Annotated in this window: 23 protein-coding genes; 11 read left to right on the forward strand and 12 right to left on the reverse strand. The window is 43.6% G+C overall.

The features are described 5' to 3' along the window. Positions 1-4 precede the first annotated feature (4 nt). The 4 genes from WKU26_RS01175 to WKU26_RS01190 form a co-directional block, all read right to left on the reverse strand. Complete coding sequence (locus WKU26_RS01175) at positions 5-1,321, reverse strand: hypothetical protein (RefSeq protein ID WP_340320589.1); 1,317 nt, start codon at positions 1,319-1,321, stop codon at positions 5-7. A gap of 8 nt (positions 1,322-1,329) precedes the next feature. Continuing rightward, the gene (locus tag WKU26_RS01180) at positions 1,330-2,100 is read right to left on the reverse strand and encodes a metallophosphoesterase (RefSeq protein ID WP_340320590.1); all 771 of its coding nucleotides are present in this window, start codon (positions 2,098-2,100) and stop codon (positions 1,330-1,332) included. Between the two features lie 4 nt (positions 2,101-2,104). Then, positions 2,105-2,689 carry a metallophosphoesterase gene (locus tag WKU26_RS01185; protein ID WP_117689091.1) on the reverse strand — a complete coding sequence of 195 codons (585 nt, stop codon included), beginning with the start codon at positions 2,687-2,689 and terminating at the stop codon, positions 2,105-2,107. A gap of 506 nt (positions 2,690-3,195) precedes the next feature. After that, positions 3,196-3,624, reverse strand: coding sequence for a DUF3791 domain-containing protein (locus WKU26_RS01190; RefSeq protein ID WP_340320591.1), 429 nt, complete (start codon positions 3,622-3,624; stop codon positions 3,196-3,198). 1,119 nt (positions 3,625-4,743) lie between these two features. Between WKU26_RS01190 and WKU26_RS01195 the strand changes: the two genes are divergently transcribed. The 4 genes from WKU26_RS01195 to WKU26_RS01210 all read left to right on the forward strand — a co-directional run bounded on the left by WKU26_RS01195 (position 4,744) and on the right by WKU26_RS01210 (position 9,188). Beyond that, positions 4,744-5,649, forward strand: coding sequence for a cytochrome c biogenesis protein ResB (locus WKU26_RS01195; protein WP_340320592.1), 906 nt, complete (start codon positions 4,744-4,746; stop codon positions 5,647-5,649). A 33-nt stretch (positions 5,650-5,682) separates the two neighbouring features. After that, positions 5,683-6,465, forward strand: coding sequence for a cytochrome c biogenesis protein CcsA (gene ccsA, locus WKU26_RS01200; protein WP_445323198.1), 783 nt, complete (start codon positions 5,683-5,685; stop codon positions 6,463-6,465). Positions 6,466-6,501: 36 nt separating this feature from the next. Beyond that, entirely contained in the window at positions 6,502-7,875 is a 1,374-nt protein-coding gene (locus WKU26_RS01205; protein ID WP_340320594.1) for a cytochrome-c peroxidase, read from the forward strand. Positions 7,876-8,210: 335 nt separating this feature from the next. Beyond that, entirely contained in the window at positions 8,211-9,188 is a 978-nt protein-coding gene (locus WKU26_RS01210) for a bile acid:sodium symporter family protein (RefSeq protein ID WP_340320595.1), read from the forward strand. Positions 9,189-9,304: 116 nt separating this feature from the next. Here WKU26_RS01210 and WKU26_RS01215 read toward each other — a convergent pair whose 3' ends face one another. Then, complete coding sequence (locus tag WKU26_RS01215) at positions 9,305-10,954, reverse strand: dipeptidyl-peptidase 3 family protein (protein WP_340320596.1); 1,650 nt, start codon at positions 10,952-10,954, stop codon at positions 9,305-9,307. A 278-nt stretch (positions 10,955-11,232) separates the two neighbouring features. On the opposite strand from WKU26_RS01215, the gene WKU26_RS01220 reads away from it, so the two are divergent. The 4 genes from WKU26_RS01220 (at position 11,233) to WKU26_RS01235 (ending at position 13,840) form a co-directional block, all read left to right on the forward strand. Beyond that, a complete protein-coding gene (locus WKU26_RS01220) occupies positions 11,233-11,862 on the forward strand; it encodes a hypothetical protein (protein ID WP_340320597.1) in 630 nt (209 codons plus the stop codon). A 43-nt stretch (positions 11,863-11,905) separates the two neighbouring features. Then, a complete protein-coding gene (locus tag WKU26_RS01225) occupies positions 11,906-12,376 on the forward strand; it encodes a pyridoxamine 5'-phosphate oxidase family protein (RefSeq protein WP_340320598.1) in 471 nt (156 codons plus the stop codon). A 61-nt stretch (positions 12,377-12,437) separates the two neighbouring features. Continuing rightward, a complete protein-coding gene (locus tag WKU26_RS01230) occupies positions 12,438-13,328 on the forward strand; it encodes an EamA family transporter (RefSeq protein ID WP_340320599.1) in 891 nt (296 codons plus the stop codon). 20 nt (positions 13,329-13,348) lie between these two features. Further along, complete coding sequence (locus WKU26_RS01235; protein ID WP_340320600.1) at positions 13,349-13,840, forward strand: 3'-5' exonuclease; 492 nt, start codon at positions 13,349-13,351, stop codon at positions 13,838-13,840. Between the two features lie 113 nt (positions 13,841-13,953). Here WKU26_RS01235 and WKU26_RS01240 read toward each other — a convergent pair whose 3' ends face one another. The 4 genes from WKU26_RS01240 to WKU26_RS01255 form a co-directional block, all read right to left on the reverse strand. Then, positions 13,954-15,414, reverse strand: coding sequence for a catalase (locus WKU26_RS01240; RefSeq protein WP_340320601.1), 1,461 nt, complete (start codon positions 15,412-15,414; stop codon positions 13,954-13,956). A gap of 20 nt (positions 15,415-15,434) precedes the next feature. After that, a complete protein-coding gene (locus tag WKU26_RS01245; protein ID WP_340320602.1) occupies positions 15,435-15,899 on the reverse strand; it encodes a flavodoxin domain-containing protein in 465 nt (154 codons plus the stop codon). Positions 15,900-16,036: 137 nt separating this feature from the next. Beyond that, a complete protein-coding gene (locus tag WKU26_RS01250; RefSeq protein WP_269876295.1) occupies positions 16,037-16,243 on the reverse strand; it encodes a hypothetical protein in 207 nt (68 codons plus the stop codon). A 237-nt stretch (positions 16,244-16,480) separates the two neighbouring features. Continuing rightward, positions 16,481-17,359, reverse strand: coding sequence for an SMP-30/gluconolactonase/LRE family protein (locus WKU26_RS01255; RefSeq protein ID WP_340320603.1), 879 nt, complete (start codon positions 17,357-17,359; stop codon positions 16,481-16,483). Between the two features lie 146 nt (positions 17,360-17,505). Between WKU26_RS01255 and WKU26_RS01260 the strand changes: the two genes are divergently transcribed. The 3 genes from WKU26_RS01260 (at position 17,506) to WKU26_RS01270 (ending at position 20,019) form a co-directional block, all read left to right on the forward strand. Further along, the gene (locus tag WKU26_RS01260) at positions 17,506-18,396 is read left to right on the forward strand and encodes a LysR substrate-binding domain-containing protein (protein ID WP_340320604.1); all 891 of its coding nucleotides are present in this window, start codon (positions 17,506-17,508) and stop codon (positions 18,394-18,396) included. 29 nt (positions 18,397-18,425) lie between these two features. Then, entirely contained in the window at positions 18,426-19,523 is a 1,098-nt protein-coding gene (locus WKU26_RS01265) for a glycerate kinase family protein (protein WP_340320605.1), read from the forward strand. Positions 19,524-19,620: 97 nt separating this feature from the next. Beyond that, positions 19,621-20,019: an FKBP-type peptidyl-prolyl cis-trans isomerase gene (locus WKU26_RS01270; RefSeq protein WP_340320606.1), complete on the forward strand. Its 399-nt coding sequence runs from the start codon at positions 19,621-19,623 to the stop codon at positions 20,017-20,019. A gap of 34 nt (positions 20,020-20,053) precedes the next feature. On the opposite strand, the gene WKU26_RS01275 is transcribed toward WKU26_RS01270, so the two are convergent. The 3 genes from WKU26_RS01275 to WKU26_RS01285 all read right to left on the reverse strand — a co-directional run bounded on the left by WKU26_RS01275 (position 20,054) and on the right by WKU26_RS01285 (position 23,185). Further along, positions 20,054-20,854, reverse strand: coding sequence for a TrmH family RNA methyltransferase (locus tag WKU26_RS01275; protein WP_269876290.1), 801 nt, complete (start codon positions 20,852-20,854; stop codon positions 20,054-20,056). A 271-nt stretch (positions 20,855-21,125) separates the two neighbouring features. Further along, positions 21,126-22,316, reverse strand: a complete 1,191-nt coding sequence (locus tag WKU26_RS01280; protein ID WP_340320607.1) for a MalY/PatB family protein — start codon at positions 22,314-22,316, stop codon at positions 21,126-21,128. A 2-nt stretch (positions 22,317-22,318) separates the two neighbouring features. After that, positions 22,319-23,185 carry a DUF3737 family protein gene (locus tag WKU26_RS01285; protein ID WP_269876288.1) on the reverse strand — a complete coding sequence of 289 codons (867 nt, stop codon included), beginning with the start codon at positions 23,183-23,185 and terminating at the stop codon, positions 22,319-22,321. Positions 23,186-23,192: the final 7 nt, after the last annotated feature.

Genomic DNA, 23,192 nt, shown 5'->3' on the forward strand with positions numbered 1-23,192 from the left:
TCCATTAAGAAATAGGCTCTACACGTTTCTCAGGCTCCCATTCGGTATGAGAAATAATATCATGATATTGTTCCAGAGTAAGAAAAGAGTTTTTCTCATCAGAACATTCATACTCCCAAGGAAGCTCATATACGGTACCTTCTTCCTGATATCCCATATAGTTATGGTATGAATCAGGAACCAGTCGGACAAAATCCTCTTCCTTCAGAATACTCAGAAGTTTCTCAGCATCGTAAATATGTAATGGAGCATCAGCCTTATACAGGGAGACAGCCACCTCCATAGCCAATCCGACATTGGATGAATAACTGTTGGAAACAACAATCTTCCATCCCTGATGTTGAACATGTGAAGCTAAGATATTCAAACGTGAAAGCCCAAGTTCACCGTAATGATCCGTTGCAAACCGTATGAAATCTTCCTGGCTGTCGACGTTATAAAGGTTCTCCACATCCACATACTTCATATACTTGTAATAAGCCACATCCGAGATTTTTTGGAGATCCCTTTTTGAATCCATATTGATACGTCCACCGATACCCCGTTTCTTATGGTAAGCCTTATAAGTTTCGTTAGCAATACGATAGAATTTACAATACTTTCGTATGGTCATAGTCTTTATAGGAAATAAAGAACGCCCCTGTATTGAGTCCTCTAAAGCCTTAACTGTTATTTCACGGTCCTCTACATCAATCCTAAGACTCGGAACTATACGAACCAGGTTCTTTCTGGAAATCCTACCTGTACGTTGTTGGTATGGCAGATTGTTTGCTACATACTCATTAAACCCGTCGGAATCTGCTACAATAACACCAATCATAAGATGCAAAAAGTCGAAAAAACGTGTAAGGTTCTCCTTGCAACAAACATCATCGAACTCCTTTTCATTATACGAGGAGCGGTTAGAAATAACAAAGTGGGTAAATTTCCGGTCGGTAACATGAATCGACCGGTTATTCCCGTATTTTCTTGAGGTTACATAGAACCAGCGCGTTTCCATCGGATTGAACGCAAGCCAGTCCGACAGATATGCATCCATGCTGCTGTATTCTCCCGAAGCAATCAGTTCCTCTACATTACCCCAATCTTCTGATGTTGGCCGAGGCACCTCTATATAAAACCCACGACACTCTTCATCACCAATCACGGCAAGACGCTCAAACTGACGCTGAGTCTCAATCATCTTTTCCAGTAAATTTCCTTCAACAACAATTTCCCAATGATGATTTTCGCCTAATGCTTCCAGATCTAATGTAGTCAGACCAACTTCCTTAGCTAAATCGCAAAGGTATTTTCTATCTATGATTTTTCTTTCATTCATCGCTGTACTCATTTAATTTCAATAAACTTGCCCGATTCAAATCCATTCATCAGATGCTCATTTGCAAAAATATATCCCATTTGGTTAGAGATTACCCTGCTCCCTCCTATTTCCGTATCAATATTGGTATGCGAATGTCCATATATCCATGCATCAATCCTACTATTGGCGATTAAATTATCATACTCACTTGCAAATGCACTGTTCAGAACAGATCCTCTATGGTGCGCTGCTACTACTTGGAGTGTAGGCAAATGATGTGTGACCACCACAATATGGTTTGCTATGCTCTCTTCGATGTTTTTCCGAATAAAGTCAATACTGATCTCGTGCATCCGGTTGAATTCCTCCACTTGCAGCAGCTTCCCGCCAAACTTAATCTGACGGAAGTCGTTCATACCTTTCCATACAAAATATTCATCATTCGGATTGATGTGCGACCAGAGTGTACTCAGTATAAAGTCCGTATCATCGATGCGGACAACCTGATTCTGATAGTAACCCACATTCTCCCGCAACATCCACTTCCATTGAAAACCGCGTTCCATCACATCCGAATAGTTATAGTATTCATGATTACCAGGAACAATCAATACCTGACGGTAATTTTTGGATGCCCACTTCCAGAAATTCATAACTGGAGCAGTCTTATCCTTGAGATAGAAAATATCTCCTGCCAGCACCAGTACATCACCTGTTACAGGCAATTCATTATATCTCAGATATCTGCTATTCTCCTGAAATTCGAGATGCAAATCACTCATATATTGTATTCTCATTTTATCATTCTCCTTCCTTTGATTGTTCTATCTGTTTCTCTATTATCATCTTTACCTGTGCAAATGATACCGGTGTGAAATTATTGTTATCTACACCTACATCATACTGAGTCGGGAAAAGCATTTTCAACCGCGGAACATCCTTGCCGGTGTTATGCCTGCTGGTATGTACATGCCCGAAAAGCTGCCATGTATCACTGTAAGCTCCTCCATAACAAAGGAAGGGACAATGATTCAGATAAATTTTCTGTTTATCAACTTCAATATGCATCTGCATCGTTATCTGTTCAAAGTACTTCGTATAATTCTGCCTGAGATTCTTTATATCGTGATTGCCGGCTATAAGATATATTTTCCCATTCAACCTATTTAGTACATTTATCCATTCGGCAGAACCTCCCAAACAAAAGTCTCCCAAATGAAATATTATATCATCAGGGCCAACCACGCTGTTCCAATTGGCTATTATCGTTTCATTCATGTGGGTTACATCTTTGAAGGGCCTGTTGCAGAACCGGATGATATTGGTATGGTTAAAGTGCGTGTCGGATGTAAAGAACACCCTGCTTCCATCAAATTTATAATTCATAATTTTGTTCTTTTATGCGCATCACTGCGCGGTTAATAATACATTGTATTTTGCCCATGGACGGAATTGACGGAGAAGGACGCATCGAGCGGATGTCACCAAAAGGCATGAAGAAAAAGCCGTCGAAAAGTTTTAATCAGGACTTTCCGACGGCTTTCTAATATCATTATCAGAGGGGTATCAGCATCATTGTAACCTCAATAATATACATAAAGATCGTTGGAAAGTGTAATTGTATTTATTCAATGATTCAATGCTTGATGCATGAACATACGACACACGCTCAAAGCATTTTGTGCTTCGATATAATGTATTTGCAGGTATGTTCATTCTATTATGTTGCATCGTTGTTATATATAAATTATATTGCAAAGTTACTAATATTATTGAGAATCAATAAATTCTTATATATAAAAATGAAAAGTCACACATTAAAATACCAATACTTTATCTATTTTCAATATCCTACCGCTTGCTACACCCAACATCAGAACCGTGATATAATTTCATTGAATACCATCTCCATTATTTAAACAAACTTGAGTAAGATCCTGAATGGCATCATCCAATGAAAGCAGATGTTCTGCTTCATAATGTTCCGTAAGGAAGTCAATACCATTAAAACGTATTAAATAATTATTTGCTTCACGAACAGAAATATGATAAGTCTTGGCAAATTCATTGATAACGGCAACGATATATACAATCACATTTTTATCAATCGCCTGCGTATTTTGTAAGATAACAGAAGCAGACATACCAAGAGCATCAAGAACTTTTGTTATTGTATTTATTGTAAGTCCTTTTCCACTCTCAATTTTTGAAATCTGAGCTTTTCCAACTCCAATACGTTTACCTAGTTCTTCTTGAGTAAGTCCCTTGCGAAGACGTTCATCCCGAATCATCAAACCTATATTTTCTATGCTATCTGTCATATTATACGTTTTATCACATGGAAAACAAACATATGACAAAGATCCTAAACTGGAAACAACATAGAAAAAAAATTAAGTTCCAAATGATAATGATATAATATCGTCTTACTTTTTTTTGATTTTGTTACATAATCAAAAACATAAATAATCTCCGGATTACACCACAAGTATTACTTAAATATATTATTATTTTCCACATTAATACATTGAGAAATTCACAAAAAAGACCTATCTTTGTTGTACCATCATCATGTAGCGCATGGGATAAAACTATCAAAGAATCAAAGTTTTATACTTGATTTTTGATATACAAAATTTGAATGAAGAAAGGCGGTACAAATAAAATCAACAAAAGACTGAAAAACAAAGGTTTACACTTGTACATAGAAAATGAATTCTTTGTCAAAAATCTATTTGTACCGATTAAAATGCTAAAACGCTGATAATTAAATATGCTTCGATGTTGCATCGACAAATAAAATATTATAATCAAAACTGCAACAAATTAGAGCCAACCATAATGAAGTCGCTTATTCTCAGCGACTTTTTTATTTACCCAAAACCTGCTATAATAAGCAGGCAAAAAGAGGAATTATCCGAACTGTAAACCACTCATGTAAAGTGATAAAAGGCTGATAAATGTCGGAGGCTTCAATCGACGTCGCCGATTGTAGAGTTGCCGTTGTTGGCGGTACAGCCGACGATGTCAAATGTGCAGCCGACGCCGCCGGCTGAAACAAACGAATAAAAACATGAATCTATGTTCGTATAAAGAATGTCTTTCTCAATCCGAAAAAAGAATGAGACCGTCTCACTTTAGCATTCAGGCTTATAAAAACAGATTGTCAAGAACCCAAGAGAATACATTCCATTTTGACATACTTCATATCCCACTGCTGAAACTATGTTATAATAAAAATATTATGCCCATCTCTTATAAATCAATAGAAGCAATTCTCTTCAGCAGGTCTCTGTCAAAGTAACGCTTTATGATTTTCAAACTTTTCTTTTGTAATCAATACAATTTTCATATCATATAATATTGAAAATAGATAGCTTTTATTATTTTTGCAATAAATTACACAAGAACTATTATTGAACACCTATAACAATACCTAAATGACGAAGAATTCCTACCTGATACCATTCTTTCTAATAATGGCAGCAGTCGTTATCCAATTCTGTGCAGGAAACTTTCCGTTTCATTTTTTTGAATTTCCATTGAATGTTATTCTTGGAGTAATATGGGTTTATTCCATTTATGCGCTCGTCCACGACAATAACAGCGAAAGCAATATATCAAAAGTCATTGTATCTCCCAAAACCACAGCCTTCAGCCTGTTTCTGTTTATTTGCGGTACCTTAGTCATAGGTCTGTTTCCGCAGATGTCTGCAGTAGATGCGGAAAACGAAAGCGGACTATTGGGACGACTTGGATTCTACAATTTCATGTCATCATGGATTTTCGTATCAATACTTTTCATTCTGCTTTCACATCTTGCAGCCATAACCATCAGAGGATTTAAGTCAAGAAAAAAGAAAAGATGGAGATTCCTTCTCAACCATGCTGGAGTATGGATTGCGTTGTTCGGAGGATTCATGGGCAGCAGTGACATTGTGACAGCCAGAATACCAGTATTCTTCGAAAGCGAGAACAATGAGGCACAAACAATGGAAGGCCAGCATTTCTATCTCGACTATAATATGCAGCTAATTGATTTCAATGTCGAACACTATCAGAATGGAATGCCAAAAAGTTATGTCGCAGAAGTAAAGATTTCCGACAGAGAAAACGGAAAATCATCACAAGTAAGCCTGGAGGTAAACCATCCGTATGAATATAATCTGGGCGAAGATGTTTATCTCGTAAGTTATGACACACGCTCGGACAAACCACAATACTGTATTCTGCAAATAGTACGCCAGCCTTGGAAATATGTACAGCTGACAGGTATAATAATGACAATAGCCGGAGCTATCGGGATGTTTATCGGAGGGCCTCAAAAAAAGACTTTAAAAGAATAATCATAAACCTCAATAATATAAATAAAGATGACAATAAACTGGGACATATTCTATATATTCACCATTGCCTCTGTAATCTTGTGGATTATCAGTGCTGTGACCTCGGCTACAAGGAATGGAATATCCAAAATAGCCATAGCTACCAGTTTGGCAGGTAGTATTGTTTTTCTGGTATTTATCGTAGGGCTATGGATATATCTGCAGAGACCTCCGCTCCGAACCATGGGTGAAACCAGACTATGGTACTCACTTTTCATGGGTATATCAGGACTAATCACATATTTAAAATGGAAATACCGATGGATACTTTCATTCTCTACTTTGCTATCGACTGTATTTTGTATAATCAACATTCTGAAACCCGAGATACACGACCAGTCACTGATGCCAGCTCTGCAAAGCATTTGGTTTATTCCGCACGTCACTGTATATATGTTCTCATACTCCGTACTTGGCTGTGCATTTATAATAGGGTGTATCGGGCTGAAAAAGCATAAGGAAATATATACAACTACTGCCGACGAGCTGGTATATACCGGAACTGCTTTCCTCACAATAGGAATGCTGACGGGAGCAATATGGGCTAAGGATGCCTGGGGCAACTACTGGAGTTGGGATCCTAAGGAAACTTGGGCTGCCATTACATGGACTGTATATCTGCTGTATATACACATACGCCTGCAGAAAACATACAAGAGCAAGAAACTGCTGTATGGATTGCTCATCGCAGGATTTATATCGCTCCAGATGTGCTGGTACGGAGTAAACTATCTTCCGGCAGCACAAAAGAGTGTACATCTTTATAACAGAGAATAATTAAGAATAGGAAACTAACATTTAAAATTTGAGATTATGAAGAAAAAAATTATCTTGGTAGCATTACTGATTGCAGCAGGTGCTGTAACAGTTTACCGCCTTGTAAACCAAGCTCCTTCTGAATCGCTTGCAGCCAACGAGAGAATGCTTGCAATACTTACCGACGGAGGATGTATGGAATGTCACTCGGCTACCCCGAAACTTCCATTCTATGCCAATTTCCCTGTAGCAGGCAAGTTGGTGAAGGAAGACATTGAGAAAGGATACAGAGAGTTTGACGTTGAGCCTATGATGACAGCTCTGAAAAACGGTGAAAAAATAAGTGAAGTAGATTTGGCAAAAGTAGAAAAGGTAATCAAAGATGGAACTATGCCTTTGGCAAAGTATTACCTCATACACTGGGGGTCATCAATGACTGCCAAGAAAACAGAAATTTCTCTTGACTGGATTAAGAACTACAGAGCACAGGCATATCCTAACCTTCTTGCAGCTGCAGAGTTTGCAAACGAGCCTGTACGTCCTATCCACGACTCTATTCCTGTTGACATCCGCAAGGTTATCCTCGGAGACATGCTGTTCCACGACACACGTCTCTCTGCAGACAATACCGTATCGTGCGCTACATGCCATTCGCTGAATACTGCCGGTGTAGACAACAAGCAGTTCTCTGTAGGTATAAAGGAACAGGTAGGTGGTGTAAATGCTCCTACAGTATTCAATGCTCACTATAATTTTGTCCAGTTCTGGGACGGACGTGCAGCAACACTGGCAGCACAGGCTGGTGGTCCTCCACTCAATCCTATCGAAATGGGACATAAATCTTTCGATGATATCTGTAAGGTTCTTTCCGAAGACAAGGCATTCGAAAAAGTATTCATGGAAGTATATCCTGAAGGATTTACAGAGGCTACAATTACTGATGCTATTCAGGAGTTCGAACGCACACTGATTACTCCTAACTCTAGATTCGACAAATATCTGAAGGGAGACAAAAATATACTTACAGCTGAAGAAATAAACGGTTATGACTTGTTCAAGAAATATAACTGTGCTACATGCCACGTTGGAGAAAATCTTGGAGGACAATCATACGAACTGATGGGTATGAGAGCAGACTACTTCGGGGACAGAGGTACTGAGATAACATTCGAAGATCACGGCCGTAACAAGGAAACTAAAACCGAGCGTGATATGCACAGATTCAAAGTTCCCGGGCTTAGAAACATCGAGCTGACAAGTCCCTATTTCCACGATGGAACAAAGAAGACACTTGAAGAAGCTGTAATCGACATGGCTAAGTATGAAGTTGGTGTCAACCTTACTGAAAGCGAAACTGCCGATATCGTTAAGTTCCTCAAGACTCTGACAGGAGAATACAAGGGTAAGACTCTGACTAACGACAATCTGTAATTTTGCATTGATCTTAGATGCAATCTTCTGAAAGAAGTACTGCTTCTAAATAATCATTTCAATTACTGAAAAATAAATTATTTATAACAGTTCAGCAAGATTGACTTGCTGAACTGTTTGTTTTTGTAGCTGGTTATTTTGATAAATAAAGCATCTGTTAGTTAACGAAATAACGAACAAAGAATTTACATACTGAGAACATATCCCGATATATTGAAAATCTGCAACTAGTGAAAATTACTAACACCGGGTAAGGTTATTATAAAAGACTTCAGACAAGATTCACACGATTTTTTATAGTTTTGCAGACTAATTCTAACCAAAACTATATACCCATGTGTCAAAAGACAAGAAAAAACAAATTCATCACCATATCTGCATGGATTGCCGCTCACATCACCTTCGTTGTGGTGCTGGTAACAATCCTAGCACTCTTTTTCCCTTCCTCGTTTACCTGGATAGGAACTTCGGCCATTACCCCGATGCTGGGTGTTGTAATGTTCGGTATGGGACTCACATTCCGTCCTTCCGACTTCAGACCAGTTTTGCAACACCCCAAAGACATCCTTGTAGGCGAACTGGCACAATTCCTCATCATGCCCTCCCTGGCATGGTTCATCTGCAAGTTGTTGTCATTACCAGCAGAGCTCGCTCTCGGAGTGATTCTCGTAGGATGTTGTCCGGGAGGAACGGCAAGCAATGTCATCTGCTATCTGGCTAAAGGCGATGTACCCCTTAGTGTAGCGATGACCGGAATTTCTACACTCCTGGCTCCCATACTCACCCCTGCCCTTGTCTGGATGCTTGCCGGAAAATCGGTGGAAGTAGACATAGCAGGTATGTTTTTAAGTATCGTACAAGTAGTAATTGTCCCTATTGTATTGGGTGTTGCCGCCAATCATTACTTCAGACAGACTACTCAACGGATAGTACCATTGCTACCTATGATTTCCACTCTGTCTATTGCATTCATCATCGGTATCATTGTAGCGCATAACTCTGCCAGTATCCTTTCGTGTAGTCTGATTGTGGGCATAGCAGTTATTCTCCACAATGTGTTCGGACTGACATTAGGCTATGCTCTCGCTACCCTAAGTGGAAGTGAACCATCCAAACGCTCGGCCATCTCCATTGAGGTAGGCATGCAAAACTCTGGCTTGGCTACATCACTTGCTGCTACACACTTTGCCATGTTCCCTTTGGCAGCCGTACCCGGAGCCATGTTTTCGGTATGGCATAACTTTTCAGGAAGTATCGCAGCACAGATTTTCAGAAAACAATCCGACAAAGAAGAAAAAAATAAAGAAGCCTGACATATAACCCCTACAAACAAAACATATCACATTGAAATATACATGATAAAAACATAAAATAAAAAATGCGACCCAAACTATTTTTGAGCCGCATTTTTCATTATTTCAGATTACAATTATTCAGCTTTTCCCAAAAGGATCTCTTCTCCTTGAATAAATTTAATATCACGCGGAATACCCGCTCCATTAATTTTATCAAGATCGGCCTGAAGTTCAGGAGTAATTCCACCATTCTCTTCTCTGTACTTCTTGGCAAATTCCACATTGCCATCGCCTTGTGTCTGAAGAATCAATGCAGCCCAGCTATTCATTGCCTCTTTTGCCTTTTCAAAATTAATGACATACTGACCTTTGGCATCACGTGCAAATGCACCTGCTTTTTCCATGTAGTTAAAGCACATCATATTAGCCTTACCATGCGAAGAAGCCGCACCAAATCGAACCGAGCGCAAGATACCCGCAATATAAGTAGCCATTGCGTCTTCGGCCGTAATATTTGTAATTTCACCCATTTCTATCAGCTTAGTCACCATAAACAAGCCCAAGATATCAGCCTTTGCTTCTTCCCATGAAGTCTTTTCCGTACCCATTACCGCATCTACACTTTCATTGGTACGAATAGTCTGTTTCACACCCAGTCCATGTGCCACTTCGTGGAAAGTCACATTCCAGAAAAATGCATCAAAGTTGAGATACTTCTGTTGTTCGGGAGTAACGACAAGTTGTCCGATAGGCAAGAGAATCTTATCGAATTTAGCTTTCATAGAGTTTCTCAATTGCAAACGGCGTGTACCTTTCAATGCATGCACTCTTTCATCGTTTGGCAGATTGATGGCAATCGTCTTGCTTCCCGCATTACAATCACCAGCATAATACACCGCATCATACACGTTCAGGTCTGACGATGTACCCGGTACAAATGTTTTATATTCCGGCGGGCAAGGCAACTCTTTTTGAAGAGCAGGAAGCATCGCTACAAACTTGGCAAGGTCTTTGCTTCTGGCTTCATCTTTCAGCAAAATAAACGACTCGTACGATGCTTTGGTTTCACGGAACATATCATCGTAAGTTTCAATAGGTCCTGTCACAAAATCAATCTTGCTATCCTTCATGTCCATCCATGCCAGGTCACTCTCCAGATAATCATCCGTCTTAAATGCTTCGATTCGCTTTTCAAGGTAATTCTTTAAACCCGGATCTTCTGCCAGTAAAACCCCCTTTTCCAATAAAGAACAGATACGTTCTATTTCCGGAGCATACTCTTCATGATACCAAACACTCTTCAAAGAACCATCTTCATTGCGGCGAATTACGGTATACCATGAGTCTTTATTTGCATCTTCAAACGCGTTAAACTCCGCTTCGGTAATATCGTGAGGATAATAGTTGCACACATCCAGTTTTTCGCCATATCCATCCAGGAAAGGTTTGTTGTTATCCAGACGGTCCCACGCTCCATACTGAATCATGGCAAACTCTTTTGCATAGCTATCGGTAAGGGTATCAAGCTTACTCTTGTCGCCAAAAGTCTGCTTCCAGAAAAGATCATCAGTAATCTTTCCCACCTGGAAGAAAATTCTTACCAGTTCTTTCTCCTTGTCACTCAAATTGTTTACAAGATCCGATTTCAATTCCACAGAGGCATACTCCTCAACTTTTGCTTTCATCGGTGATTCCTTTTGCTGGCTTCCACACGAGAACAAAGTAGAAGCCGCTACGGTAACTCCCAGCAATGTAGCCGAAAGGTTAGTCATTCTTTTTCTCATACTCTATCGATTGTTTTGTTTGTTTGCGAAGATACGAAAACTCCCAAACATCTCAACCATCAAAAGATATGGTTTTTATTTCTTTCTTCTTGTTTCCGGTTCGGATAGCCTTGCTCCGCAGGCAGCATCTCATATTCATATAAAATCCATATTCCGGTATTTTATTCAAACTATTTAGTACATTTGTAAGCATTTCGGTAATAAACCTCCATACATTCGGACATTTACTACCAAAAGAAATCCATAAGCAAAACACATCATCAATACGATAGAAAAAAATGAAACATTACGCATTAATCATCACCTCGCTGCTCTCTCTCATGGGATGTGCAGATGGAAATCAGGCAACAAGCCATCAATGTGTGGTTCCGTTGGAAAACGGGTTCTCCTCCATTGATTCGCTCAACAATTGTACCGTAGCGGTCGCCTTTGTTTGTGAGAACATCAACCGGCAGGAAAAAAGCCTCGATATTACGGCTTACAGAGAGTTTCTGTACGACTCTGTTACCATCAACCGCCTACAGAAAGGAGATACGCTTATGCTTAAAGGCGAACCCATAGTTGTAGATTCCCTCGAAAGAAGAGACGGTTTTGTAGGAATCAATGGTGGTATTGAGCGAAGAGGAGTGGACCTTACCGCCCATGAAGGGGGCACTTATCGGGCAACGACTTTCAACAATCACTCCATATATCAGGAAATAGGCAATACCACTTTAAAACTTGCCGACGACTTTATACTCATTGATTGCGGTGAGGATTTTTCCGACCCGTGCGACACAATTTCCGAAAACCAGTACACATATCTGAGCAATTTGCCCGAAAATCGTCGTGATTTTTTCCAGATGAATACCCGTATTAGAATAGAAAGCGGACTGGTTAAGGAGATTAACCGGCGTTGGATTCCATAAAGTCACCGAAAACAATTATCTTTTAAAAGCCAATTAAAAAAGGATGAACGAAAATATTACCCTACGCGAAGTGGCCGATTATCTGGACCACGTCGGCATCCAGTTCATGGCTACCATCGGACTGGATGGCAAACCGAAGGTACGTCCCATGCAATACATGGTGCTGGAAGACGATAAACTATGGTTCTGCACCAACTCAAAGAAAGAAATCTATGCTGAATTACAGGTCAATCCTACCATAGAACTTTGTGGATGCAAGCTGGAGGAAAACGAGATACAGACTCCATGGATCCGTTTCTCGGCCGAAGTAGTTTTCGAGGAACGTCAGGATATCCGCGATGCCATTATCGAGAAAAGCGCCATCGTCAATGCACTCTACAAGGATATGCGCCAGAATCCCATCTTCAAAGTGTTCTACCTGAAGCACATTGACGGCTGGTTAACTAATTTAGGTAACGTGAAAGGACTGGAACATAAAGCCGAATTTGCCAAGCCTGTACATTTCCAGTTCTGATATTCCCGGTTTTGCTACACCAAAAGACGGGTTAAACACAATAATTTACATCTACCATCACATGAAGAAACTAAGCAAGAATGCCATTATCGGCTATCCGGCAGGAATTATCACCGGCATTACATACGGGTTGAATCCCTTGTTTGCGGTTCCGTTGATGAAAAACGGTGCTGCTACAGAGTCCATACTTTTCTTCCGCTACTCTTTTGCGGTAATACTTTTAGGATTGTTTCTGATACTCCGTAAACAAAGTTTTCAAGTTTCCGGAAAGCAGATTGGTGTGTTGTTTGCCCTCGGCTTACTTTACACCGCAAGCAGTATCTTCCTTTTCGAAGCCTACGAATACATCGCTTCCGGACTGGCTACTACACTCATCTTCCTCTACCCCGTTCTTGTAGCCATCATCATGGTATTTCTGAGAGTCGTCCCCTCGTGGCCCGTATGGCTTGCCATTGCCGCTACCTTTGGTGGGGTACTTATCATGACACAAAGCGACGGTTCACAAACCATCAATCCCATCGGTGTATTACTTTCAATTGCCTCGGCACTGGTGTACGCACTTTTCATCGTCATCATCAACCGTAGCAAGGTCATTGCCGGCATATCCAATTCCTTGCTCACCTTTTATGCCCTTACGGTAGGAGCAATTGTATTTCTCGGGAAAATCTTCTGTTCCGATACCGCAATAACCGCCGGAATCACTACCGGAGCAGACTGGCTCAACCTCGTAGGACTTGCTCTTCTGCCCACCATCGTTTCTACGGCTACACTTGCCATCGCTTCGCGCAACATCGGAGCTACCAAAGCTTCGGTACTTGGCGTATTCGAACCCATTACGGCCATCGTGGTCGGAACAGTTATGTTTGGCGAACCACTCACCACAAACATCATTGTAGGAATCTCCATTGCCATAGTGGCCGTTACATTTATGATTACCGTGACCAAACGATAAGATATATAGCAAACGGATACATGAGAGATTTTGCAGCTATCGATTTCGAAACCGCCAACAACCAGCGCTCATCGGTCTGTTCCGTTGGCGTAGTTGTAGTACGAAACGGTAAGATAACAGATACTTTTTACTCGCTGATCAATCCGGAGCCGAACTATTACAATTACTGGTGCTCAAAGGTACACGGACTCACCCGTGAAGATACCGAAGATGCACCGGTATTTCCCCATGTATGGAGACAGATTGAACCGATTATCGAGGGACTCCCACTCGTGGCACACAACCGCCCTTTCGACGAGAGTTGCCTGAAGGCGGTCTTCCGGGTCTATCAGATGGACTATCCCGACTACACGTTTTACGATACTCTGTGCGTAGCCCGCAAAGTATTCCCTACACTCCCCAATCACCAGTTGCATACCGTAGCCGCGGCCTGCGGATACCGCCTGGAAAATCATCACCACGCTCTGGCCGATGCCGAAGCTTGCGCGTGGATAGCAAGAGAAATTCTGTAAATGCAGATAGTCTTTTGAAGTACAATGTAATCTATACAAAAAAGCCAACCCATTCGTAATTATAAAAACGAATCGGTTGGCTGATTTTTATTTATAGTTCTAAGCCGGAGCTATTATTCCATAACTTGCTCCAGTGAAATCCCCAATGCTTTAGCTACACCTTTACCATAATTTTCATCGGCTTTCAGACAATTCTTAATATGACGGATTTTAATCATATCCGGAATATCTCCCATTGCACGAGCCGTATTTCCGAAGAGAGCCTCCTGTTGCTCAGGATTCATCAAGCGGAACAAATCACCGGCCTGTGAATAATAGTCCGAATCATCTTCCCGATAATTCCACTGGTAAGCCGCTCCATCGAGTTCCAAAGGCGGTTCCTTATACTCGCTCTGTTGTTGCCACTCGCCAAAGCTATTAGGCTCGTATCCCAATGTAGAACCGTGATTGCCATCTACACGCATCTGTCCGTCGCGGTGATACATATTAAGGAAAGGACAACGGCTACGGTTTACCGGAATCTGGTGGTGATTTACACCCAGACGATAGCGCTGAGTATCACCATATGAGAAAAGTCGGCCTTGCAACATACGGTCAGGCGAGAAGCTGATACCAGGCACTACATTAGCCGGATTAAAGGCTGCCTGCTCTACATCGGCAAAATAATTCTCCGGATTACGATTCAGTTCCAGAACTCCCACTTCGATCAGCGGATATTGTTTTTGCGACCAGACCTTGGTCAAGTCGAACGGATTAAACGGACAATTAGCAGCCTGCTCTTCCGTCATCAGCTGGATATACATTGTCCATCGTGGGAAATCACCCCGCTCGATGCTTTCGTACAAATCACGCTGATGGCTCTCGCGGTCTTTTGCGATGATAGCTTCTGCCTCCTGATCGGTAAGGTTCTTGATGCCCTGCTGGGTATGCAAATGGAATTTTACCCACACCCGTTCGCCACGTGCATTAATCAACGAGAAAGTATGGCTACCATACCCATGCATATGACGATAAGAAGCCGGAATACCACGGTCGCTCATGGTAATAGTTACCTGATGCAAGGCTTCCGGGAGCGAAGTCCAGAAATCCCAGTTATTAAGCGGACTACGCATATTGGTACGCGGGTCGCGCTTAACGGCATGATTCAAGTCGGGAAATTTCAGAGGGTCGCGCAAAAAGAAGACCGGAGTATTGTTGCCTACCAAATCCCAATTGCCTTCTTCTGTATAAAACTTAATGGCAAAGCCACGGATATCGCGCTCTGCATCGGCCGCGCCACGCTCTCCGGCTACCGTAGAAAAACGGACAAACACTTCCGTTTCCTTACCAATAGCAGAAAATATAGCGGCTTTGGTATATGCCGTAATATCATTGGTTACCGTAAACTTACCAAAAGCTCCAGAACCTTTGGCGTGCATACGACGTTCGGGAATCACTTCACGGTCGAAATGAGCCAGTTTTTCCAGGAACCATACATCCTGTAAAAGCATCGGGCCTCGCCGACCTGCGGTTGCTACATTCTGATTGTCGGCAACCGGTGCGCCAGAAGCGCTTGTAAGTTTTTTATTCTCCATAACTACAACATTTTTAATAATTACTGAATAGATGAAATATTTATGAAACCATCCAGCCGTTTTTTATCCGCATCGGTCAAAAAACCGGTTTTCGATTTCAGATAAGGTACTTTCTGTTTACTCTGTATACCCAAAACTTTTTTCATTTTACGGAAAAGGCTGCCAGTCCGGATTTTATAAGTTGTAAAAAGAAGCGTATGCTCTGCAGGTACTCGCCCTGCTATTTTCCGGCTAAAAGTGTTCCAACGCTCATGTGGATGCTGCCCCACGACAAACCATCCGCATGTCCAGCATCCCGAAATCAGATAGTCCGTTTCATTGAGCCGTTCCGGATCATAATCCGTAATAGCACTTAAACTGACGTTCAGTCCTTTCGACCAAAGATACATGGCTATTTCACGGGCATAACCGGCTGTTTTTCCTTTATGGCTATAATATAAAACAACGGCTCGTTTTCCTTTTGTATGTATAGATTGAGTGCTCATTATGTTTTTATTTCATGATCTAAAAACATAACGAAGAAAAACAGGAGTCGGTTTATTTGAAAAAATCTTTTTTTCCGATAAGACTAATCGGTAAAAACGATAAGTCAAACTCCCCAAAGAAAGTACGACTCTCCCTATCAGTAACTTTTATTCCGTATATCCAGTGTCACATCCATGTAGGTTCGTTTCCCTTCAATGTAATCGGCATATAGGGTTTCCGCATCCTTTCCCTTCAGGATGTGACATTTTCCACACGACTCACAATCGTGCAAACATTTCCATGCCTCGATTACAAATGCCTGACGCTCTTCTTTGGTAGACTGATCAATTTTAGGAGGTATCATAAGATTCTATTTTAGAATAAGGGAATATACAAAGTTATCATTTTCTACGAAATAACATTCCATTAGCAGAAAGGTTCAAACGGTATAAAGACATCATCTGACAATGGAGTATATCCGACGACGCCGGACGTAAATTCAACGGCGTTGATTATGGAAACGGCGTCGCCGACCGCATAGCCGACAACGCCGGTTCAAAATCCATTCACGAAACAAAAGGACGTTTTCCAGTTCTCACTCTCATTCCGCTTCTTTTACGACCACTACCCGACTATTGGGCAGATCGGGAATGTAGATGCAACCGTCCATCACGGAAATGTCTGCCGGTCCTACCAGAGGTTGTGCCAGGTCTACATCAAGAGCCTTCATCTCACGGGTCGCCAAATCAACTCTGCAGATTTGAGCCGGAGTCCAGTTTGTCAAATAAATAGCCTTACCATCCGAAGCCAGTGCCAGTCCGTCGTATTGTCCCGGAGTTTCAATCCACTTCTCCGGCAAAGGATTCTTCATATCGGCTACACGATATACCACATTCCGGTCGGCCGTATTCCCATCGGCAGGATAAGACGCCACGTAAAGCGCACCTTTGTACAACAACAGGCCGTTGGGTCCCGGTACAGAAAGCCATACCTCGGGAGTTCCCGGCTGAGACGGGCGAGTTATATCTACACGGAAAACAGTATCCGTATTCGTTACAGAAATATACAGATAGTTTCCGTCCACCACCACATCGTTGGCAAAAAGATGGCCTTCGGGCAACTGGATTGTATAAGGCTCTGCACTCTTGTCTTCCAGGTTGTAGACCATCACCTTATTCACATCGCATACATAGAGAAAACCTTCGTGCACCCACATACCTTTGGGAGCCGACAAATGTCCGTCGGCCGCTATCAGCACCTGGTTCTTTCCGTCTTTGTGCCACACGATGTATCCTTTTCCTTCGCTATTGAGCGGATTGAGCTGCTCTGTACCAAAGTTAGCTATCAGCATGCCTCCTTCGTAAGGATAAGTGCTTTCGCAATAGCGTATGCCGTCTGTTACCTCTTTTGTTACACTCTGTGCCGATATCGTAAATACCGATATACCGGCAAAAATCATACTCAACAAAGTTTTCATCATTTATTCAGATTTTAGATATTGATTCGTATCACCTTATCGGTTCGTTTATTTTGTGAGGCAAAAATAGAAAGGAGAAAAGAATAATACTATATTTGCAAAACACTATATTTCGATGATATTCATCGATAAAACCGATTGATAAAAGGATGGAATTACGACAATTGAAATACTTTGAGAAAGCCTACGAGTATCAGAATTTCTCGGAGGCATCGCGCCTGTTGTTTATCTCACAGAGTACACTCTCGCAACAAATCAAGCAACTTGAAGAAGAGCTGGATATTTTGCTATTCGACCGCATCGGAAAGCGGGTAGTACCCACCGAAGCGGGCAAAGCCTTCCTGCCCTATGCCAGAAAAGCCATACAGGATGCAGAAAGCGGAAAACAAATCATCAAAGATTTAAAGGAACTGGAAACGGGAGAACTGCACATCGGTGCCACATATAGTCTGAGTACCCTGCTTACCGATGCCCTGATGGCATTTACACAGGCTCATCCCAAGATAAAGATAAACATTACATTTGCTACTTCGGACGAACTTCTGGCACAACTGGCAGAAGGCCGCATGGATTGTGTACTTTCTTTTCTTCCGGAAAAACTGGATGGCAACTTCGACACATTGCCTCTGTTTTCCTCCGGTCTGTATTTCATCGCCCACCGGTCGCACCCGCTGGCTTCCATCTCATCCATCACACTGAACAAATTGTCGCAAACCCCTCTTATTCTTCCTGCCAGAGGATTTGCCACACGGCAGAAAATTGAAGAAATTTGCACCAACAAGAAACTCCATCTGCACATCGGCATGGAGGTGAACGACGTACAGACCATCATCCGCCTGCTCGAAGGAGGCAAATGGGCTACCATACTGACCGAAGCCGCCGTACACGAGGAACCTGATTTGGTAAAAATCCCTATTCTATCGGTCGAACGGCTTGCTACGCAAGGCTTTCTTTTCTGGCCGCAGGGCGTCTACCGGAAGAAATCTACACTGGCTTTTGCCAAATTTCTCCAACAGGTTATCGCTCCACATAAACACTGATTATAACCTTACCATTCTATGAATTGATTATGAAAATCGTAATAGCTACCGATTCTTTTAAAGGATGTCTTACTTCGGAAGAGGTAGAAAGCACCCTTGCACAAGCATTAAGCGGAGAAGACACAGAAGTGCTCACCCTGCCCATGTCCGACGGAGGCGAAGGAATGCTCGAAGCATTTGTTTCGGCTCTGCACGGAAGCATTGTAGAAACAGAAGTGCACAATCCGCTCATGCAACGCATCTCTGCCCCTTACGGAATTGCCCCCGACGGTACGGCCGTGATAGAAAGTGCCAGAGCCTGCGGACTGACTCTGATGAAAGAAGACGAACGGAATCCGCTCGTGGCTACCACCTACGGAGTAGGCGAACTCATTGCCGATGCCCTCTGCCGGGGATGCCGCACGTTTATCATAGGTCTGGGCGGAAGCGGAACGAGCGATGCCGGAAAGGGTATGTTGCAGGCACTGGCCGACCGCTTCACCGGGAGCAAGAGCATCGACGAACTGCCCTCAAGCCGTATGCCCGCATGCCGTTTTCTCCTGGCCAGCGATGTACGCAATCCGCTTTACGGAGAAAATGGAGCAGCCTTTGTGTTTGGTCCTCAAAAGGGAGCCACTCCCCAGATGGTAGAACAGCTCGACCGGCAGGCACGGCTCTTTGCCCGCCACTCGGCCGCACAACTCGGAAGAGATGCCTCGCAAGTAGCGGGTGCCGGAGCGGCAGGAGGTTTGGGCTATGCCTTCATACAGTACTTCCGGGCAGAAGTAAAATCGGGAGCCGACCTCTTGCTTCGTCTCGTCCGCTTCGACGAAACAATAAGCAATGCCGACCTTATTATCACCGGCGAAGGACGTGCCGACCGGCAGACACTCATGGGCAAGTTGCCGGAACGTATTCTGAGAAGCGCACAGAAGCAGCACATCCCCGTCTGGCTGGTAGCCGGACAAACCAGCGATACGGAATCACTCCTCAAGGCAGGATTTGCCCGTGCCGACGGTATTACTCCTGCATACATGCCTATCGAAGAGGCTATGCGCCCCGAAACCGCCCGAAAAAACCTGCAAGCATGGGTCAGCCGGATAAAGCACAGGCTCCCCGCTTTGTGCAGGAAGCCTTATCAGGGGTAGTGATACTTATTCTTCGCCTGCTTACGGAAAGACAATTGGCTTCTAAAAAATGAGAAAAAAGTGATAAATTTGCACAGAAACCAAATCATCATTAAAAATGGGAAAACAGGAATACATACAGGCCAACAAAGAATGGCTGGCTGCCAAAGCTAAGGAAGAAGGTGTAATGGCTCTGCCAAAAGGAATTTATTATAAGGTACTGGCTTCGGGAGCAAACGACGGAAAGCATCCTACTCCGCGAAGCATCGTGACCGCACATTATACCGGACGTACCATCAACGGAAAGAAATTCGACAGCAGCCGCGGAGGAACACCCATCGCCTTCCGCCTGAGCGACCTGATAGAGGGATGGATTATCGCCATGCAACGCATGTGTGTGGGCGACAAATGGGAGGTGTACATCCCGGCAGAAATGGGCTACGGGAAATTCTCGCAACCGGGCATTCCGGGAGGGTCTACCCTGATTTTCGAAATCGAGCTGCTGGGCATCGCATAACGTGCAGAGCGTGTGCGCACACAAGGAAACTGCCTTAGCGCACACGAAGTTCCCAGAAAGCTACGGCCGAAGCGGCGGCTACATTGAGTGAATCTACTCCGTGGAACATGGGGATGCGTACCACATAATCGGCTCCCTCGATGGCCTGTGCAGGAAGTCCATCGCCCTCGGTTCCCAAGACCAGTGCCAGACGAGGCTCGGCTTTCAGTGCCGGATGGTCGAGCGATACGGAGCGCTGAGTGAGTGCCAGAGCAGCCGTGCGGAATCCTGCCTCTTTAAGGCTCTGGAAAGGATGCTCGCTCCACGCCCAAGGCACCAGAAACACCGAACCCATCGACACACGTACGGCACGACGGTTCAAGGGGTCGCACGAATCGGGCGTGAGCAGAATACCGTCTACACCCAGTGCGGCGGCAGAACGGAAAATGGCTCCGATGTTGGTCGTATCGGTCACTCCATGAATTACGGCTACACGGCGTGCATCGCGGCATACCTCGGCGGCCGTAAGAGGAGCCGGACGACGCATGGCACAAAGCACACCGCGCGTCAGGGTATACCCCGTGAGCCGGGCAAGAAGTTCGCGTTCGCCCGTATATACAGGCAAGTGTGGCATACGTGCCACCAGGTCGGCCGCATCGCCCGCAATATGTTTCCGCTCGCAAAGCAGAGCCACGGGCTCGTAACCGGCATCAAGCGCCACACGAATCACCTTAGGACTCTCGGCAATGAATATTCCGCGAAGCGGGTCGATACGGTTGCGCAACTGAGCTTCGGTAAGCGTACTGAACACTTCTACTCCTGGATGACGGAGCGATTCTATTTCGATAACTGGCATAATTCTTTTCTTTTTCCGCCTTCAAAGATAGTGAAAGGCGAGTGCAGTACCAAGCCAAAAGCTTGCTTTTGAGTGAAGGGAATGCCGAGCCGCATCCTATTTTCTCAAAAGATAGTGAAAGGCGAGTGCAGAGGCAAACGGAAAACAAAGTTTTCAAAGTTTGACCTATGCCGAGCCGACTCCTATCTTCTCAAAAGATAGTGAAAGGCGAGCGCAGTACCAAGCCAAAAGCTTGCTTTTGAGTGAAGGGAATGCCGAGCCGCATCCTATCTTATCTGTTTTCTCTACATGCTTCAGCTGGCTCAAGATGCCTGTCTGCATAACTCCGGAAACGCTCCAGCCCCTCGATAAGCGAAGCACGGGGACAAGCAATATTCCAGCGCATAAAGCCTTCTCCCTCTTCTCCATACATAGTACCGGCATTGAGATGTAAGCCGACTTCCCGAATCAGATGTTCTTCTAAATGAGCAGACGAAACGCCCAACTTCCGGCAATCCATCCATACCAGATAAGTTCCTTCCAGCTTCATCAGAGGAAAAAGAGGCAGGAAGGTGGCACAAAACCGTTTCATGCATTGATAATTTTCCCACAGGTAGTCCGTCAGCTGGCAGAGCCACTCCTCGCCTTCCCGATATGCCGCCAGAGTTGCTACTACGCCAAAAGGATTTACATCACATACTTCATTGATATTGATGGCACGATCTATTTTTCTGCGTACATCCTCATTCTGTGCTACAATGGTAGCTATCTGCAATCCGGCTATATTAAAAGCCTTGCTGGGAGAAAAACACGTCACAGAGTGCCGGGCAAATTCATTGGACAAAGAAGCAAAAGGTGTGTAGACGTGTCCGGGATACACCAGTTCGCCGTGTATTTCATCGGACACAACGGTTACTCCATGCCGAATGCAGATTGTACCTATACGTTCCAGTTCCTCTTTTGTCCACACACGTCCCACAGGGTTGTGCGGATTGCAAAGAACCATCAGTTTGGCTCCGGCCACTTTCCGCTCCAGGTCTTCGAAATCTATGCGATAAGTGTCACACTCTCTTACCAGGGAACTGGTGACACACTCACACCCGTTGTTGCGGATTGAAGAAAAGAAGCAGTTATATACCGGAGTCTGTACTACAACCTTATCGCCCGGAACGGTCAGAGCCTTGATTACCGCCGACAAAGCCGGTACCACCCCCGAAGTATAAATCATCCATTCGCAAGGTATCTTCCATCCGTGTCTCCGTCCGAACCAGTCCGACACGGCTTCATAGTATGCCTCAGGAACACGGGTATACCCGAAGATTCCGTGTGCAACCCGTTCCTGCAAAGCCTGTACAATAGCAGGTGCGGTACGGAAATCCATATCGGCTACCCACATAGGCAACACTTCTTCACCGTTTTCTCCATCCCATTTATAAGAGCAGGTATTACGGCGGGAAATTATCTCATCAAAATCGTACTTCATATTCAATCATCAAAACAGGTTTGTCCGTCCCAAAGTTTCAGTTCACAAGAAGCAGGTTCCTTGATGTGCTCATCGAGAATAATCTCTCCGTAACTCTCGGCGGTGATGCATCCGGACAACGGATTTTTTACCCCGCCAATGGCTCCGCGAATGGTAGCCTGAACACTGCTGTATTCGAAAGCACGGTCGCATTCCGGTCCAAAAGTACAGTTCTCCAGTACCAGATTATGGGCATAACAAAGTGGCTGTTCGCCGGTAATATGGCAATTTACCAGACGCAGGTTCCGTGAATGCCATCCTAAATACTCTCCATTCAGCTCGGAATCATAAATGGTCACATTCTCCACCTCCCAAAACGCATCTTTGGTGGTAATCCGTGCATGATGAATCTCTGCATTTTTTACGTATTGAAACACATACTTGCTATCGCTCTCCAATCCGTCGACATATATCTCATTGCTAAACATAAACGGATACGTACCGCCGTGTAGCTTCAAGTCTTTAATACGGATGTTCCGGCAACGCCAGAATACTTCATCGGCATCGTTTATTTCTACATTTTCTATCTCTATATCCGACATCTCACGAAACATCTTCGGCGCATCAATGCGGGTATCTTTCATGACAAGATGATCGGAATACCACAGGGCAGAGCGTCCGCCAACATCGAAAAAACAATTCTCGATGCTAAAGCCATGTACATGCCAGAAAGGATAGTTTCCTTCAAAACGGCAATTAGTAGCCCGGATATTGCTACATTCTTTTATAGCCGATTCTCCTGCACGGATTATTACATGATCCAGGTGGAGATTGTGCGAAGCAAACAGAGGACGTTCTCCTCCAAATTCAGTATTTTTTATCAATTCCATATGCGTT

It is taken from the genome of Phocaeicola sp. HCN-40430, assembly GCF_037890285.1.
GTDB lineage: Bacteria > Bacteroidota > Bacteroidia > Bacteroidales > Bacteroidaceae > Phocaeicola > Phocaeicola acetigenes.

Bases quoted from the DNA above. Each gene is read 5' to 3' on its own strand.
- WKU26_RS01175 (WP_340320589.1), bottom strand. From the start codon at position 1,321: ATGAATGAAAGAAAAATCATAGATAGAAAATACCTTTGCGATTTAGCT.
- WKU26_RS01180 (WP_340320590.1), bottom strand. From the start codon at position 2,100: ATGAGAATACAATATATGAGTGATTTGCATCTCGAATTTCAGGAGAAT.
- WKU26_RS01185 (WP_117689091.1), bottom strand. From the start codon at position 2,689: ATGAATTATAAATTTGATGGAAGCAGGGTGTTCTTTACATCCGACACG.
- WKU26_RS01190 (WP_340320591.1), bottom strand. From the start codon at position 3,624: ATGACAGATAGCATAGAAAATATAGGTTTGATGATTCGGGATGAACGT.
- WKU26_RS01195 (WP_340320592.1), top strand. From the start codon at position 4,744: ATGACGAAGAATTCCTACCTGATACCATTCTTTCTAATAATGGCAGCA.
- WKU26_RS01205 (WP_340320594.1), top strand. From the start codon at position 6,502: ATGAAGAAAAAAATTATCTTGGTAGCATTACTGATTGCAGCAGGTGCT.
- WKU26_RS01210 (WP_340320595.1), top strand. From the start codon at position 8,211: ATGTGTCAAAAGACAAGAAAAAACAAATTCATCACCATATCTGCATGG.
- WKU26_RS01215 (WP_340320596.1), bottom strand. From the start codon at position 10,954: ATGAGAAAAAGAATGACTAACCTTTCGGCTACATTGCTGGGAGTTACC.
- WKU26_RS01220 (WP_340320597.1), top strand. From the start codon at position 11,233: ATGAAACATTACGCATTAATCATCACCTCGCTGCTCTCTCTCATGGGA.
- WKU26_RS01225 (WP_340320598.1), top strand. From the start codon at position 11,906: ATGAACGAAAATATTACCCTACGCGAAGTGGCCGATTATCTGGACCAC.
- WKU26_RS01230 (WP_340320599.1), top strand. From the start codon at position 12,438: ATGAAGAAACTAAGCAAGAATGCCATTATCGGCTATCCGGCAGGAATT.
- WKU26_RS01235 (WP_340320600.1), top strand. From the start codon at position 13,349: ATGAGAGATTTTGCAGCTATCGATTTCGAAACCGCCAACAACCAGCGC.
- WKU26_RS01240 (WP_340320601.1), bottom strand. From the start codon at position 15,414: ATGGAGAATAAAAAACTTACAAGCGCTTCTGGCGCACCGGTTGCCGAC.
- WKU26_RS01245 (WP_340320602.1), bottom strand. From the start codon at position 15,899: ATGAGCACTCAATCTATACATACAAAAGGAAAACGAGCCGTTGTTTTA.
- WKU26_RS01250 (WP_269876295.1), bottom strand. From the start codon at position 16,243: ATGATACCTCCTAAAATTGATCAGTCTACCAAAGAAGAGCGTCAGGCA.
- WKU26_RS01255 (WP_340320603.1), bottom strand. From the start codon at position 17,359: ATGATGAAAACTTTGTTGAGTATGATTTTTGCCGGTATATCGGTATTT.
- WKU26_RS01260 (WP_340320604.1), top strand. From the start codon at position 17,506: ATGGAATTACGACAATTGAAATACTTTGAGAAAGCCTACGAGTATCAG.
- WKU26_RS01265 (WP_340320605.1), top strand. From the start codon at position 18,426: ATGAAAATCGTAATAGCTACCGATTCTTTTAAAGGATGTCTTACTTCG.
- WKU26_RS01270 (WP_340320606.1), top strand. From the start codon at position 19,621: ATGGGAAAACAGGAATACATACAGGCCAACAAAGAATGGCTGGCTGCC.
- WKU26_RS01275 (WP_269876290.1), bottom strand. From the start codon at position 20,854: ATGCCAGTTATCGAAATAGAATCGCTCCGTCATCCAGGAGTAGAAGTG.
- WKU26_RS01280 (WP_340320607.1), bottom strand. From the start codon at position 22,316: ATGAAGTACGATTTTGATGAGATAATTTCCCGCCGTAATACCTGCTCT.
- WKU26_RS01285 (WP_269876288.1), bottom strand. From the start codon at position 23,185: ATGGAATTGATAAAAAATACTGAATTTGGAGGAGAACGTCCTCTGTTT.